This is a genomic window from Polaribacter sp. 2405UD43-2, assembly GCF_058147125.1.
In genome coordinates this window covers 244272-261800 of sequence record NZ_JBYVJX010000004.1, presented here as the reverse complement: position 1 = coordinate 261800, position 17529 = coordinate 244272, and the positions used below count along the sequence as shown (strand labels likewise).

General features: G+C 30.5%; 9 protein-coding genes. All 9 read left to right on the top strand.

Annotation, left to right across the window (positions count from 1 at the left end; translation table 11 throughout):
• Positions 1-127: 127 nt before the first annotated feature.
• The gene (locus tag ACY2RX_RS07830) at positions 128-1150 is read left to right on the top strand and encodes a LacI family DNA-binding transcriptional regulator (RefSeq protein WP_490103411.1); all 1023 of its coding nucleotides are present in this window, start codon (positions 128-130) and stop codon (positions 1148-1150) included.
• 185 nt (positions 1151-1335) lie between these two features.
• Positions 1336-2682: an MFS transporter gene (locus ACY2RX_RS07825; protein ID WP_490103410.1), complete on the top strand. Its 1347-nt coding sequence runs from the start codon at positions 1336-1338 to the stop codon at positions 2680-2682.
• Between the two features lies 1 nt (position 2683).
• Positions 2684-3337, top strand: coding sequence for a beta-phosphoglucomutase (gene pgmB / locus ACY2RX_RS07820; protein ID WP_490103409.1), 654 nt, complete (start codon positions 2684-2686; stop codon positions 3335-3337).
• Between the two features lie 87 nt (positions 3338-3424).
• Positions 3425-5731, top strand: a complete 2307-nt coding sequence (locus ACY2RX_RS07815) for a glycoside hydrolase family 65 protein (protein WP_490103408.1) — start codon at positions 3425-3427, stop codon at positions 5729-5731.
• Positions 5732-5798: 67 nt separating this feature from the next.
• Positions 5799-7730 (top strand): glycoside hydrolase family 13 protein, encoded by a 1932-nt coding sequence (locus tag ACY2RX_RS07810; RefSeq protein WP_490103407.1) that lies wholly within the window; start codon positions 5799-5801, stop codon positions 7728-7730.
• Between the two features lie 162 nt (positions 7731-7892).
• Positions 7893-11375: a TIM-barrel domain-containing protein gene (locus tag ACY2RX_RS07805; protein ID WP_490103406.1), complete on the top strand. Its 3483-nt coding sequence runs from the start codon at positions 7893-7895 to the stop codon at positions 11373-11375.
• Between the two features lie 9 nt (positions 11376-11384).
• Complete coding sequence (locus ACY2RX_RS07800; RefSeq protein ID WP_490103405.1) at positions 11385-13262, top strand: alpha-amylase family glycosyl hydrolase; 1878 nt, start codon at positions 11385-11387, stop codon at positions 13260-13262.
• A gap of 55 nt (positions 13263-13317) precedes the next feature.
• On the top strand, positions 13318-14970 hold the full coding sequence (locus tag ACY2RX_RS07795) for an alpha-amylase family glycosyl hydrolase (RefSeq protein ID WP_490103404.1): 1653 nt from the start codon (positions 13318-13320) through the stop codon (positions 14968-14970).
• Between the two features lie 2 nt (positions 14971-14972).
• On the top strand, positions 14973-17093 hold the full coding sequence (locus tag ACY2RX_RS07790) for a glycoside hydrolase family 97 protein (protein WP_490103403.1): 2121 nt from the start codon (positions 14973-14975) through the stop codon (positions 17091-17093).
• Positions 17094-17529 lie beyond the last annotated feature (436 nt).

Genomic DNA, 17529 nt, shown 5'->3' with positions numbered 1-17529 from the left:
TAGGTTTTATAAGGGTATTTTTAATATGACAAAAGTCACGAAAACGTTTTCGTGTTAACAACTTTTCTGCTTAGAATATCATTATATTATCAAATAAAAAACAGTTAAATTTGTATTTTAATAAATAATGAAGCAAAAAATTACGATAAAAACAATAGCAAAAGAATTAGGGGTTTCTACTTCTACGGTTTCTAAGGCTTTAAAGGATAGTCATGAAATTAGTATAGAAACTAAAGAAAGAATTCAGGCTTTTGCGAATCATTACAATTATAAACCTAATAGTTTAGCGCTTCAGTTGCGTAATCAAAAAACAAAAGTTATTGGTGTTATTCTCCCTAAAATTGTGCATCATTTTTTCTCTACAGTTATTATGGGGATTGAAGATGGAGCCAATAAAAAAGGGTATAATATTATGGTTTGTTTTTCTAATGAATCACACAAAAAAGAAGTAGAAACATTAAAGGTTTTATCTAACGGAAGTGTAGATGGTATTATCGTTTCCATAGCCAGCGAAACCTTAGAGAATAAAGACTTTAATCATTTTAAAGACTTGGTTTCAGAAGAGATTCCTTTGGTGTTATTTGATAGAGTTGTAGATGATATTTTATGTGATAAAGTAGTTGTAGATGATGTAGGTGCAGGCTATAAAGCAACCAAACATTTATTAGATAATGGGAGAAAAAAAATAGCATTAATTACTACACCAAACCACGTAAATGTTGGAGCGCTAAGAAGGCAAGGTTATGAAAAAGCTTTAATAGAAGATTATATTAAAACTGATGAAAATTTAATAGTTGAAATTGATGAAGAACTAAATATTAAAGAACAAATAAAAAAAGTTTTTAATGAAGATATAGATGCAGTATTTGCAGTAAATGAAATATATGCAGCAAAAACAATGAGAGTTGCTAAAGAAAAAGGATTAAAAGTGCCAGAAGACCTTGCTGTTATTGGTTTTACAGATGGTTTAATATCAGAATATTCTACACCTTCTATTACAACAATAGCACAACATGGTTTTACTATGGGCAAGCAATCTGTAGCACTTCTTATAGAAAGAATTGAAAAAGAGGCTGAAGACATTAAACCTAAAAAAATAGTAATTTCTAGCGATTTAAAACTACGAGAATCTACGAAACCGTCGTCGTAACTTTTTTAAATACTTCTTATTTTAACGAAACCGTCGTCGTAGATTTTTTTCGTTAATTTTTATCAATTTATAAAAATAAATTACCTTTGATGCATTAAAAGATTTATCAGTAAATTACATTCCACACTTTTAGTAATTGATAAGTCTAAAACACTTATCGTAATATTCATTAATAATATTCGATAATGGAAAAGCGTAAATTAAGCTTCTGGCAAATCTGGAATATGAGTTTTGGATTTCTAGGAATACAAATGGGGTTTGCCCTACAAAATGCCAACGCAAGTAGAATTTTACAAATTTTTGGAGCAGATGTTCACGAACTCTCGTGGTTTTGGATAATTGCACCTTTAATGGGGTTAATAGTTCAACCAATAATTGGGCATTATAGCGATAAAACTTGGGGTAAATTTGGTAGAAGAAAACCTTATTTCTTAGTCGGAGCTATTTTAGCATCTATTGGTTTAATATTAATGCCACAAGCAGATATGTTTATTGCATTTTTGCCAGCTTTATGGGTTGGAGCAGGAATGTTAATGATAATGGATGCTTCCTTTAATATTGCTATGGAGCCTTTTAGAGCTTTAGTTGGCGATAATTTAAGAACAGATCAAAGAACTTTAGGGTTTAGCGTGCAAACTGCTTTAATTGGTTTTGGAGCTGTTGTGGGTTCTTGGTTGCCATATGCGTTAACAAACTGGTTTGGTGTTTCTAATGAAACCTCAGAAGGAGTTGTTCCTGCAAACTTAATCTGGTCTTTTATTATTGGAGCTGTTATTTTAATTATCTCAATTTTAGTTACAGTTACTACTACAACAGAATATTCACCAGAAGAATTAGCAAGTTTTGATAACGAAACTGAAGATGAGATTGTAGAAGAGAATTCAAGTTTGATGGATATTTTTGATGATTTCAAAAAAATGCCAACTACAATGCGTCAATTAAGTTGGGTTCAGTTCTTTTCTTGGTTTGGTCTTTTTGGAATGTGGGTTTTTGCTACACCTGCAATTGCGCAACATATTTATGGTTTGCCACACACAGATAGTAGTAGTTCTACATATCAAAATGCGGGAGATTGGGTAGGAATTCTTTTCGGAATTTATAACCTTGTATCTGCATTTTATGCTTTTGCTTTGCCTTATATAGCAAAACAGATAGGTAGAAAAAAAACACATTCAATATCATTAATTATTGGAGGTTTAGGGCTTTTATCAATTTATATTATGCCAAATGAAAATTGGTTAATTGTATCTATGATAGGAGTTGGAATTGCTTGGGCAAGTATTTTAGCAATGCCTTATGCAATTTTAGCGGGTTCAATTTCTGCAAAGAAAATGGGAGTTTATATGGGGATTTTTAATTTCTTCATTGTAATCCCCCAAATAATCAACGCTTTAATTGGTGGTCCATTAGTAAAGTACGCTTATAACAACGAAGCAATTTTTGCTTTGGTTATTAGCGGATTTAGTTTTTTAATTGCTGCAGCTTTAGTCTACAAAGTAAAAGATGTAGATGATGTAGTACAAACAAATTAAAATGAAAAAAGGATTTATTTTTGATTTGGATGGTGTTATTGTAGACACTGCCAAATATCATTATTTAGCTTGGAAAAAATTAGCAAATCAGTTAGGTTTCGAATTTACCACAGCACAAAACGAATTATTTAAAGGTGTTAGTAGAAAACGCTGTTTAGAAATTTTATTAGACATTGGCAAAATAGAAGCCACACAAAAACAATTTGATACTTGGATGATTGACAAAAATGTTGATTATTTAGAGTACATAGAAAATATGGATGCATCAGAAATTTTACCAGATGTTCCTAAAATATTACAATTTTTAAAAGAAAATAAAATTCCAATTGCTTTAGGATCGGCAAGTAAAAATGCACAACCTATTTTAGAGAAAGTTGGTTTATTACATTATTTTGATACAATTGTTGATGGAAATAATGTTACAAAAGCAAAACCAGACCCAGAAGTATTTCTCTTAGCAGCAAAACAGTTAGGCGTAAATGCAGATAATTGTGTGGTTTTTGAAGATGCTGTTGCAGGTATAGAAGCTGCAAATACAGCAGAAATGATAAGTATAGGTATTGGTGATAAAAATGTATTGTCAGAAGCAAAATTCAACTTTACAGATTTTACCGAAATCAGCACCAATTTTATTAAAGAATTAATAGATAAGTAAGAAAAGAGAAGATAGAAACAAGAAAATAAAAAACTTAGATTTTTCTATATTTTTTAACTCTATTCTTTTCTCTTAAAAAAGAAAAAAATGAATCAAGATTATATACAGCCAAATGAGTGGTCTATTCTCGAACAAGGATTTGATACTCAAACGGTAAAATCTTCAGAAAGCCTTTTTAGCATTGGTAATGGAGCAATGGGACAACGTGCTAATTTTGAAGAAAAATATTCAGGAGACACTTTTCAAGGAAGTTATATTGCAGGAGTTTATTATCCTGATAAAACACGAGTTGGTTGGTGGAAAAACGGATATCCAGAATATTTTGCAAAGGTTTTAAATGCTCCTAATTGGATAGGAATTAACGTTCAGATTAATGATGAAGATTTAGATTTGCATAACTGTAAATCCGTTTCAAAATTTACAAGAGAACTCAATATGAAAGAAGGTTGGTTGTCTAGAAGTTTTGAGGCTGAATTACAAAATGGAATCAAAATTAAAGTAGATACCAAACGTTTTTTAAGTTTAGAGTTAGATGAAATAGGAGCCATAAAATATAGCGTTACTCCATTAAATGCTGATGCTAAAATTACCTTTACTCCATACTTAGATGCTGGTATTACAAACGAAGACACAAACTGGGATGATAAATTTTGGGATGTTTTAGAAGTTGCTCAAAACAATCAGCAATCATTTATTCAAGCACGTACAATGAAAACTCATTTTTATACCTGTACGTTTATGCAATCAAGACTTTTTGTTAATAATAACGAAGTTCTAACCGATTGTTACAATCAAGAAACAAATAATTCAGTTTCGTGTTCTTATCAACAAGAAATCAAACAAAATCAAACAATTACAATCCACAAATTTGGTGGCTATGTGGTTGATAGAAATCACAATAAAAATGAATTAGTTGCAGTAGCAAAAGATATTTTAGACAAAGCAGTAAGTTTTGGTTTTGATGCCTTGTTAGAAATGCAAAAGCAATCTTGGGCTAAAATTTGGGAAACATCAGATATTACTATTGATGGTGATGTAAAAGCACAACAAGGAATTCGCTTTAATATTTTTCAATTAAATCAGACTTATTTAGGTACAGATGCAACTTTAAATATCGGTCCAAAAGGATTTACAGGAGAAAAATACGGAGGAAGCACGTATTGGGATACAGAAGCTTATTGTATTCCTTTTTATATGGCAACTAAAGACCAGTCTGTAGCTAGAACTTTATTAGAATACAGATACAAACATTTAGATAAAGCTATAGAAAATGCTGAGAAATTAGGTTTTACTAATGGAGCAGCATTGTATCCAATGGTAACAATGAACGGAGAAGAATGCCATAATGAATGGGAAATTACTTTCGAAGAAATTCATAGAAATGGAGCCATAGCTTTCGCAATTTTCAACTACTATCGTTTTACAGATGATTATTCTTACATTCCAGAAAAAGGATTAGAAGTTTTAATTGGTATTGCTCGTTTTTGGCATCAAAGAGCAAATTTATCAACAGATAAAAATAAATTTATGATTTTGGGCGTAACTGGTCCAAATGAATATGAAAATAACGTAAACAACAATTGGTACACAAATTACATTGCAAGATGGTGTATTAATTACGCTTTAGAAAATATTGATATTGTAAAAAAAGATCATATTTCAGATTACATTAGAATTCAAGAAAAAGTAAATTTCACAGAAGAGGAATTATCTCAATGGAAAAATGTAGCGGATAATATGTATTTTCCTTTTTCAGAAAAACATAATATATTTTTACAACAAGATGGTTTTTTAGATAAAGAATTAATTACAGTTGCAAATTTAGATAAGAGTCAAAGACCCATCAATCAAAAATGGAGCTGGGACAGAATATTGCGTTCTCCTTACATAAAACAAGCAGATACTTTACAAGGCTTCTATATGTTTGAAGAAGATTTTTCTACAGAAGAATTAGAGCGTCATTTCGATTTTTACGAACCATTTACGGTTCACGAAAGTTCATTATCTCCTTGTGTGCACAGTATTCAAGCAGCTAAGTTAGATAGAATGGAACAAGCTTATACTTTCTATTTAAGAACTTCTCGTTTAGATTTAGACGATTACAATCACGAAGTAGAAGAAGGTTTGCATATTACTTCTATGGCAGGAACTTGGATGAGTATTGTAGAAGGTTTTGGAGGGATGAGAGTGCTAAATAATACACTTTCTTTTGCACCTAAAATTCCTAAAGGATGGAACTCTTATTCATTTAAAATTAACTTTAGAAATAAAGTTATTACTGTAAATGTGAGTCAAAAAGGAACTCATTTTGAATTAGAAGGGAAACAAGAAATTAATATTCTTGTAAATGGAGCGTATATAACACTTACGCCTAATAGTTTACAAAAAGTATAATGACATAGACTAATTAATTTCAAACCTCAAAGGTTTTAAAAACCTTTGAGGTTTCAACATAAAAATAATGAAACTATTAAAGATTATTTTACTAATTTGTTTTGTGTCCACAATTTCCTGTAAAAAAACGGAAACTAAAAAAGATGTTACTGAAGTTTCTGTTTCAAATACTTCTATAGAAAGAGTAGAACCTCCACATTGGTGGGTTAATTTTAAAGAATTTTCATTACAATTATTAGTAAAAGAAGAAAATATTGGCAACTCAAAACCCAATATTTTTTATCCTGGTGTAACTATTAAAAAAGTAAATAAAGCAAGAAGTAAAAATTATTTGTTTATCGATTTAACTATTGATAAATCTACCAAGCAAGGAAAATTTGACATCATTTTTACCTTTGAAGATGGTACAAAAAAAACACATACTTACGAGTTAAAAAGTAGAGAAAAATCTGCTGATGAATATATTGGTTTTAATAGTTCAGACGCTATTTATTTAATCACTCCAGATCGTTTTGCAAATGCTGATGAAACCAATGACATCAACAAAAAATTAAAAGAAACTACCATTAATAGAACTGACGGATACAAACGTCATGGAGGAGATTTACAAGGAATTATTAATCACATTGACTATATTTCTGACTTAGGTTTTACGGCAGTTTGGCCAACTCCAGTGTTAACCAATGATATGCAAAAAGGTTCTTATCACGGCTATGCAATTACAGATTACTATCAAGTAGATCCACGTTTTGGTTCTATGGACGATTATAAAGAATTAGCGGATAAACTTCGTAAAAAAGGAATAAAACTCATTATGGATCAAGTGGCTAATCACTGTGGATTAGAACATTGGTGGATGAAAGATTTGCCTTTTTCTGATTGGGTAAACCATCAAAAAAACTACGAAAACAATATAGATAATTGGAACTGGAAAACGAACATTAATTCTAATCATAGAAGAACCACCAATCAAGATTTTTACGCTTCAGAAGCTGATAGAAAAGGAAATAACGAAGGTTGGTTTGTAGCTACAATGCCAGATTTAAATCAACGAAATCCGTTTATGGCAAAATATATCATTCAAAATTCTATTTGGTGGATAGAAACTTTAGGTTTAGGCGGAATAAGACAAGACACATATCCTTATCCAGATAAAGATTTTATGAGCAATTGGGCAGGAGCAATAATGAAAGAATATCCTAATTTTTCTATTGTTGGAGAGGAGTGGAGTTACAATCCTTTGTTAGTTGGTTATTGGCAAAAAGGTGCAAAAAACAAAGATGGTTATCAATCTAATTTAAAATCTACTATGGATTTCCCAATGCAAAAAGCCATTATAGATGGCATTAATGAAGATGAATCTTGGGACAAAGGTTTGGTAAAATTGTACGAAGGTTTAGCCAACGATTTTCACTATGCTACTCCAAAAGACATTATGGTTTTTTTAGACAATCACGATAAAAGTAGATTGTATACAGAAGTAAAAGAAGATGCTACAAAAGCAAAAATGGCATTGAGTTATTTGTTGATGTTACCAAGAATTCCGCAAGTTTATTACGGAACTGAAATTTTGATGAATGATACAGCAAATCCTGGTGATCACGGATTAATACGAACCGATTTTCCTGGCGGATGGAAAGGTGATAAAGTAAATGCTTTTACAGGAGAAGGATTAACAAAGCAACAAAAAGAAATGCAATCTTTTACCAAAAAAGTGTTGAATTATCGCAAAAATAGTGCTGCTATTCAAGATGGAAAAACAATTCATTTTGCACCTTTTATGAAAACGTATTTTTTGTTTAGAATAAAAGATGATGAAACGGTTGTACATATCATCAACAAAAACAACAAACCTATTACCATCGATTTAAAACGCTATGCAGAAGTTGGTTTAAAAGGAAAAACCTTAAAAAATATAATTACAGGTAAAGAATTTATTTGGGATGATGCAATTGATTTAAAAGAAGAAGGAAGCCTTATTTTAACAACAAAATTATAATACACGTAGAAACCTCAAAGGTTTTTAAAACCTTTGAGGTTTTTTTAGATTAAGAATAACTAATATGAAAAACTATAAACTACTTTTATCTCAAAAGCAGAAAGTAGCAAATCAAAACCTCACACAGTTGTTTTCAAGCTGCCAAAAAAATCATATTAAATAATGAAAAACCTCTTTTTTTTAGTACTCATATTTTGCAGTTTAAGTCTTTTTGCACAAGTAACAATTGTTGTAAAAGAGCTTCCAAAAGAGACGCCCAAAAATGCATCAATTTTTATTTCAGGCGATTTTGAAGGTTGGTCAGGAGGTTTAAAAGATTACCAACTAAAATTAGTTAACGGATTTTACAGCATCACTTTGCCAAAAAAAGATGAAAGTATGCTGTTTAAATTTACGCAAGGTTCATGGAAAACAGCAGAATCTGATAATACTGGAGGAAGTCTAGATAATCGTTCTTATACTTTTAAAAAATCAAATGATACAATTAGTGTAAAAATTGCTGGTTGGATTCATTTATTCGACCAGAAAAAAGTACCAACAATTTCTAAAAATGTATCAATTTTAAATAAAGATTTTTACATTCCTCAATTAAACAGAAAACGCAGAATTTGGCTCTATTTACCTTCAGATTATAAGGTTTCTAATAAATCTTATCCTGTGGTATATATGCACGATGGTCAAAATCTTTTTGATACAAATACTTCCTATTCAGGAGAATGGAATGTAGACGAAACTTTAGATAAATTATTTAAAGACAAAAACTTAAAAATCATTGTTGTTGGTATAGATAATGGAGGAGAAAAACGTTTAGACGAATATGCTCCTTGGCAAAATAAAAAATATGGAGGAGGAGAAGGAAATGCATATTTAGATTTTGTTGTAAATACCTTAAAACCTTATATAGATAAGAATTTTAAAACCTTGTCAGATAAAAAAAATACAGCGATAATTGGGAGTTCTATGGGAGGCTTAATCTCTCATTATGCAGCTTTAAAACATCCGCAGGTTTTTGGTAAAATTGGTGTGTATTCTCCAGCGTTTTGGTTCTCTCCAGAAATTAATGATTTTACAAAAAAACACGGCAATTTACAGGATACCAAAATGTACTTTTTAGCAGGTGGAAAAGAAGGACATAAAGCAGGTTTTGATGAAATTAGTCAGACTGTTGTTGATATGAATAAAGCTGTTGATATTTTAAAAAATCAAGGTTTTCCTACAGAAAACATCAAGTCTAAAATTGTTCCAGAAGGCAAACACAATGAAAAACTTTGGAGAACAAATTTTGAAGAAACGATTTTGTGGTTGTTCAAAGAAACCATCAAAGAAAGAACTTTTATTGATGCAAATTTTGATGATAATCAACTTAAAATAAATGTTTCTGATGGGCGTTATAAAATCCACTTTTACACACCCAAAATTACAGAAACTACCTTTGTCCCAAAAGGAGAAAAAGAAAGTAGAGAAGCATCTCACGCAGTAGTTTTAAAGTCTAAATATGATAAAATTGAATTTGAAGAAAACAGCAATCAACTAAAGTTTTTTACAGATGCTATTTCAATAAAAATTGATAAAAAACCATTTCATATTTCTTATTGGTATCAAGGAAAAGAAATTACTTCAGAAAAAAATGGCTATCAAAAAAACAATGATTTTGAAACCATAAGATTTAGTCTTACAGAAGATGAAGTTTTGTACGGAACAGGAGCAAGAGCTTTAGGAATGAACAGAAGAGGAAATCGTTTAAGGCTTTACAACAAAGCACATTATGGTTACGAAACGCATTCTAAATTGATGAATTTTACAATTCCAATGGTATTATCATCAAAAAAATATGCAATCCATTTTGATAACGCACCTATTGGTTATTTAGATTTAGATAGCAAAAAAGACAATTCCTTAACCTATGAAACCATTTCTGGGCGTAAAACGTATCAAATAATTGTGGGGGATTCTTGGTTAGATTTAATAGATAATTACACCAATTTAACAGGCAAACAACCTTTACCTCCAAGATGGGTTTTAGGTAATTTTTCAAGTAGATTTGGCTATCATTCTCAAAAAGAAACAGAAAATACAATTGCAAAATTTAAAGAAGAAAACATTTCTGTAGATGCTGTAATTCTAGATTTATACTGGTTTGGAAAAACTCTAAAAGGAACTATGGGGAATTTAGAAGTTTATAAAGATTCTTTTCCAGATATGAAAGGAATGATTTCTCGCTTAAAAAACAAAGGAGTTAAAACAGTTTTAATAACAGAACCATTTGTTGTTACCAAATCTAAAAAATGGGAAGATGCTGATAAAAAACAAATTTTAGCAAAAGATTCTGTAGGAAATTCCGCAAAATATAATTTCTATTTTGGCGAAACAGGAATTGTAGATATTTTTAAACAAAAAGGAAAAAAATGGTTTTGGAATATTTACAAAAACAATGTTTTAAACTTAGGAATTAAAGGACTTTGGGGAGATTTAGGTGAGCCCGAAGTCTTGCCTTCTTGGGTAACTTTTAACGATGATAAAAAGGCTGATGAAATTCACAATATTTATGGTCATAATTGGGCAAAATTAATCTTTGAAGGATATCAAAAAGATTTCCCGAATGAAAGACCTTTTATTTTAATGCGAGCAGGATATTCTGGTTCGCAACGTTTTGGAATGATTCCTTGGTCTGGAGACGTAAACAGAACTTGGGGAGGTTTGCAAAGTCAACCAGAAATTTCTTTACAAATGGGAATGCAAGGTTTGGCATATATGCATTCTGATTTAGGTGGGTTTGCAGGTGCAAACTTAGATGATAATTTATATACACGTTGGTTGCAATATGGTGTTTTTCAGCCAATTTACAGACCTCATGCGCAAGAAGATGTGGCAAGCGAACCTGTTTTTAGAAGTAAAAAAGCAAAACGATTAGCAAAAAAATCTATTGAATTGCGTTATAAATTATTACCTTACAATTACAATTTGGCATTCGAAAACAATCAGAAAGGAACACCTTTAATGCGTCCTATTTTCTTTGAAGAAGGTAATGAGAAATTGTTAGCAAATTCATCAACATATTTATGGGGAAAAGATTTTTTAATTACGCCAATTTTAAAAGATTCAGTAACAACCAAAGAAATTTATTTTCCAAAAACTGCCAACTGGATTAATTTTTATTCTGATAAAAAAGTTGAAGGAGGACAAACTAAAATTGTTAAAGTAAATCAAAAGTCAATTCCAACCTATGTAAGAGAAGGCGCATTTGTTTTAATGTCAGATTTAGTACAAACTACAGATAATTACAAGGCAGATAAATTAGAGCTACATTATTACTTATCTGATTTAAAAAAAGAAAGCAAAAGAACTTTTTACAATGATGATGGTCTTTCTGCAAATGCTTTTGAAAAAGGAAAATATGAGTTGTTAGAATTTGGGGCTGAGTTTTCAAAAAAATGCTTAGAGATTAATTTTGAAGCCAAATTTGGTAAGCATTGGAATCCGCAAGAAAAAGAAATTACTCTTATCATTCATAACATCAATTGGAATCCAAAAAAGGTAAAAGTAGGTAGAAAAAAAGTTCGAATTTCAACAGTAAAAAATACATTGACTATTCCTGTAAAATGGAATCCTAAAAAAGAATTAAAAATTAAAATAACCACAAAATAACCCTGAATTATGAAAAAAATACAAATTTTAAGTATGTTAATCATTTTAGTGATTTCAGGATGTAAAACAGAAAAAAAAGAAAAGAAAGTGACTATGCAAGAGCATTCTAAAAACAACAGAAAAACTGTTGTCTATCAGGTTTTTACACGTTTGTTTGGTAATACAAATACCACCAATAAACCTTGGGGAACTATAGAGGAAAATGGTGTTGGTAAATTTAATGATTTTACAGACAAAGCCTTATCAGAAATTAAAGATTTAGGAATTACACATATTTGGTATACAGGTGTTCCGCATCATGATGTAATTCGCGATTACACAAAACAGGGCATTTCTAATGATGATCCAGATGTGGTAAAAGGGAGAGCAGGATCTCCTTACGCAGTAAAAGATTATTACAATGTAAATCCAGATTTAGCGGTAAATGTTGAAAATCGTTTGCAAGAATTTGAAGCTTTAATAAAACGTTCTCACAAAGCTGGTTTAAAAGTAATTATTGATATTGTTCCCAATCATGTGGCAAGAAATTATCAAAGTTTGTCTAATCCTGAAGGAACAAAAGATTTTGGTGCAGATGATGATAAAACAGTGGCTTATCATAAAGATAATAACTTTTATTATGTGCCAAATACGCCTTTTGAAGTTCCTGATTTTTTAAACGGATACAAACCTTTAGGAGGAGAAAAACATTCTTTAGCGGATGGTAAATTTGATGAAAACCCTGCAAAATGGACAGGAAATGGAGCGCGTTCTCCAAAACCTAGTTTTTACGATTGGTATGAAACCGTAAAAGTAAATTATGGAGTATCACCCGAAGGTAAAAAAGATTTTGATGAATTGCCAGCTGGTTTTGAAAACGAAGATTATAAAAAACATTTTGAGTTTTGGAAAGACAAAACCGTACCAAATTCTTGGATAAAATTTAGAGATATTGCACTGTATTGGTTAGCAAAAGGTGTAGATGGATTTAGATATGATATGGCAGAAATGGTGCCTGTAGAGTTTTGGAGTTTTATGAATTCAGCTATTAAAATGAAAAATTCTGAAGCTTTTTTATTAGCTGAAGTGTATAATCCTTCTTTATATAGAGATTATATTAAAAAAGGAAAAATGGATTATCTATATGACAAAGTTCAGCTGTATGATACTATTAAACATATTATGCAAGGATATGGTTTAACAGATAATATTCCTCCAATTCAAGAAGATCTAAAAGATATTGAGCACAATATGCTTCATTTTTTAGAAAACCATGATGAACAAAGAATTGCAAGTCCAGAATTTGCTGGAAATGCTTTAAAAGCAAAACCAGCAATGGTAGTTTCTGCAACAATTTCTACAGCACCCACTATGATTTATTTTGGGCAAGAATTTGGTGAAGATGGCTCAGAAAATGCAGGATTTGGAAGCCCGTCAAGAACTTCGATTTTCGATTATGTAGGTGTGCCATCATTACAAAGATGGGTAAATAATAAAACGTTTGATGGTGGGCAATCTACCAAAGAAGAATTAGAATTAAGAGATTTTTATAAACGATTACTAAACTTTACGATTTCTTCTGATGCTTTGATGGGAAATTATCAAGATATACATCAATATAATAGAGAAAATACAGAAAACTATACTAGCAAAATTTTGTCCTTTATTCGTTTTTCTGACGACGAAAAATTGGTTGTAATTTCTAATTTTGATGCTGAAAAATCTTATGAATTTGAACTAAAAATTCCATCAGAAATTATAAATAAATGGAATTTAAAAGATGGGACTTATGTACTAAAAGACCAATTGTATCAAAAAAAATCTTTTAATTTTAAAGTTTCTAATAATCAAGGAAAAGTGAATATCAATTTACAGTCACTAGAATCTTTTATTCTTCAAATACAATAACTAATCAAACCTCAAAGGTTTTAAAACCTTTGAGGTTTTAAACTTAAAAATACATATGAAAAAAATCTTTTTTTATATCATACTATCAACAATAATAAGCTGTAAGCCAACAACTACAGAAAAAAAAGAGACAAAACCAACTGTTAAAAAAGAATTCGTTTGGCAAGGTGCAAACATTTATTTTCTATTGACAGACAGATTCAATAATGGAGATAGATCCAATGATATCAACTTTAATAGAACTCAAAAAACAGGGAAACTACGTGGGTTTAAAGGTGGAGATATTAAAGGAATTACCCAAAAAATAAAGGAGGGTTATTTTACCAAATTAGGAATTAACGTCATTTGGATGACGCCAATTGTTGAGCAAATTCACGGTGGTACAGATGAAGGAACAGGTTTAACCTACGGTTTTCACGGTTATTGGACGAAAGATTGGACCAAAATTGATCCAAATTTTGGAACCAAAGAAGATTTAAAAAAATTGGTTGCTATTGCACACAAAAACGGAATTAGAATTTTGTTAGATGCAGTTATCAATCACACAGGTCCAGTTACAGAAAAAGACCCAGTTTGGCCAGTAGATTGGGTAAGAACAGAGCCGCAATGTAAATATGATAATTACGAAAATACAGTTTCTTGTACCTTGGTTAAGAATTTACCAGATATTAAAACCGAAAGCAATAAAAATGTAGAATTGCCTCCACAATTGATATCAAAATGGAAAGCAGAAGGTAGATATGAACAAGAACTCAAAGAATTGGATGCATTTTTTAAGAGAACAGGTTACCCAAAAGCGCCACGTTTTTACATTATAAAGTGGTTGACAGATTATATTACAGAATTCGGAATTGATGGTTATAGAGTTGATACAGTGAAGCATACAGAAGAATCTGTATGGCAGGAATTTAAAAAAGAATGCGATTTTGCTTTTGAACAATACAAGAAAAATAATGCAGATAAAGTGTTAGATGATAATGATTTTTATTTAGTGGGCGAAGTGTATAATTATGCAATTTCTCACGGAAAAGCGTTTGATTTTGGCGATAAAAAAGTCAACTATTTTGACAAAGCTTTTAACAGTCTTATCAATTTTGAAATCAAATGGAATGCCAAACAAATGGCAGAAAAAGATGTTTTTTACAAATACGATTCATTGCTTAATACCAATTTAAAAGGCTATGGAGTTTTAAATTATATGACTTCACATGATGATGGAAATCCTTTTGATAAAGAAAGAAAAATACCTTACAAAACAGCTACAATGTTGTTATTAACATCAGGAACATCACAAGTTTATTATGGAGATGAATCTGCAAGAGATTTAACTATTGATGGAGCTATAGGAGATGCAACTTTACGTTCTTTTATGAATTGGAATGATATTGCAAAAAATGAAGAAACAAAAAAGGTTTTAAAACATTGGCAAAAATTAGGGCAGTTTAGAGCAAATCATATGGCTGTTGGTGCAGGAAAACATCAATTGATTTCAGATGATAATGGACTCGTCTTTTCCAGAGTTAGAAATCACGATAAAATCATTGCAGGCATCAATTTGCCAAAAGGAGAAAAACGAATTAATGTATCATCAATCTTTAAAAATGGCGAACAATTAAACGATTTTTATTCAGATCAAACTGTAAAAGTCAAAGATGGAAAAGTTATTGTTAATTCGAAATTTGATATTGTTTTATTAGAGAAAATATAGTAATGAAAAGAAGTAAAATTTTATTGTTTTATGGGGTATTTGTTTTAACTGTCATTTCTTGTGCTGTAAAATCATCAGGAGTAAAATCTCTAGATGAAAACATTGCTGTGCAATTTCATTTAGACCAAGAAGGACGGTTTTTTTATACCATCAACTATAAAGAAAAATCAATAATAGATACTTCTTATGTTGGGTTCGAATTCACAAATGCGCCAGCTTTAGACAAAGGTTTTATAGCACAAGTAAAAAAGCCAAAAACAGTAGATGAAACTTGGCAAATGCCTTGGGGAGAACAGTTAAATGTTGAAAATAAATATAGAGAGATAACAGTAAAACTTCAAGAAAAAAACGATTTAAAAAGAAAATTAAACATCATTTTTAAGATTTATAATGATGGTGTTGGTTTTCGATATGAATTTCCAGAACAAGAAAACTTAAAAGAAGTTTTTATCAAAGAAGAAAATACAGAATTTAATTTAACAGAAGATTATAAAACCTTCTGGATTCCTGGTGATTGGGATATTTACGAACACTTGTACAGTACAACAAAATTATCGGCAATAGATGCAAAATCGTACATTTCTAAAACAAATTTAGCACAATCTTATATTCCAGAAAATGCTGTAAATACACCCGTAACTTTGGTTGGTAAAGACGGCACTCATTTAAGTTTTCATGAAGCAGCTTTGGTAGATTATTCAGGAATGACTTTAAAGGTTGATACTAAAAACCTTTTATTAAAAAGCCATTTAGTTGGTTCTAGAAATACAGCTTATAAAGTAAAAAGAACACTGCCTTTTACAACACCTTGGAGAACCATACAAATAACAAACAATGCGCCAGATTTAATTCAATCAAATTTAATTGTAAACTTAAATGAGCCTAATAAATTAGGTGATGTTTCTTGGTTTAAACCAATGAAATATACTGGAATTTGGTGGGAAATGCATTTAGGAAAATCTTCTTGGGATTATGGAATGGAAATGGTGGATGGCAAATGGAAAGACACAGGAAAAGCCCACAGAAAACACGGTGCAACAACCCAAAATGTAAAACGTTTTATAGATTTTTCTGCAAAAAATAATATTGGAGGCGTTTTAGTTGAAGGCTGGAATACAGGTTGGGAACGTTGGATTGGTTTTGAAGATAGAGAAGGTGTTTTCGATTTTGTTACTCCATATCCAGATTATAATTTAGAGGAAGTTACTAAATATGCGAAAGAAAAAGGTGTAGAAATTATTATGCATCATGAAACATCAGCAGCAACACAAACTTATGAAAAGCAACAAGATACTGCTTATGCTTTAATGCAAAAATATGGTATGCATACTGTAAAATCTGGTTATGTTGGTAAGATTTTACCAAAAGGCGAATATCATCATGGGCAGTATATGGTAAATCAATATAACAACGCAGCTATAAAAGCAGCAAAATACCAAGTAGCTGTAAATGCGCATGAACCAATAAAAGCTACTGGTTTACGAAGAACCTATCCTAATATTATTTCTAGAGAAGGTTTGCGTGGACAAGAGTTTAATGCGTGGTCTCAAGATGGAGGAAATCCGCCAGAACATTTATCAATAGTAGCATTTACAAGAATGTTAGCAGGTCCAATAGATTTTACTCCAGGTATTTTTAACATCAAATTTGATGAATATAAAAAGGAAAACCAAGTAAATACAACATTAGCGCATCAATTGGCATTGTATGTGGTTATTTATAGTCCTGTACAAATGGCAGCAGATTTGGTAGAACATTATGAAGCAAATCCTGAGCCTTTAGAATTTATTAAAGATGTAGGTGTAGATTGGTCTGAAACAAGAGTTTTGAATGGCGAAATTGGTGATTTTGTGACTATTGCAAGAAAAGAGCGCAAAACAGGGAATTGGTTTTTAGGAAGTATTACTGATGAAAATGCAAGAGAATTAGAAATTGATTTCAATTTTTTAGATGAAAATCAAGTATATAAAGCTAAAATCTACAAGGATGGTGATACTGCTCATTGGAATAATAATCCTTTAGATATTAGTATAAAAACTATTAAAGTTGATAAAAACACCAAACTAAAATTTAACTTAGCAGCAGGTGGTGGATTTGCAATAAGTCTAAAGAAGGTTAAATAACATAGATCATTTTTTAAAGGAAAAGAATTTCTTGTGTTTCTAGGTCGAGATTTCTGTTGAAATTGTTATTCCCAAGAAATCGGAAATCTAATACCATTTCTTCATAAAAATGGCTGTAATAAAACCTCCTTCTTTTCCTTTCTATTTTAACATAAAAAGAAATCATAACTGAGGATAAACTTTATTTTTCTATTTTAGATAAAGAAATGGTGTAGATAGCTTTTTTTTTGATATTCTACTGTTTTATTATTTGGTAAAACTATATTGTTGTACAAAAAAGGAAACAAGTAAAAGAGTTTATTTTAAGAAGTAAGCATAAGCGTTTTTATATAGTGTTGTGTTGGGTTTTAACTGTTTTTTTTAGTGTTTATGTTTTTTATATTGCGGTTTTTTAAATAGTTTTTAACCTATACAAAAACCATACAAAAACATTTTA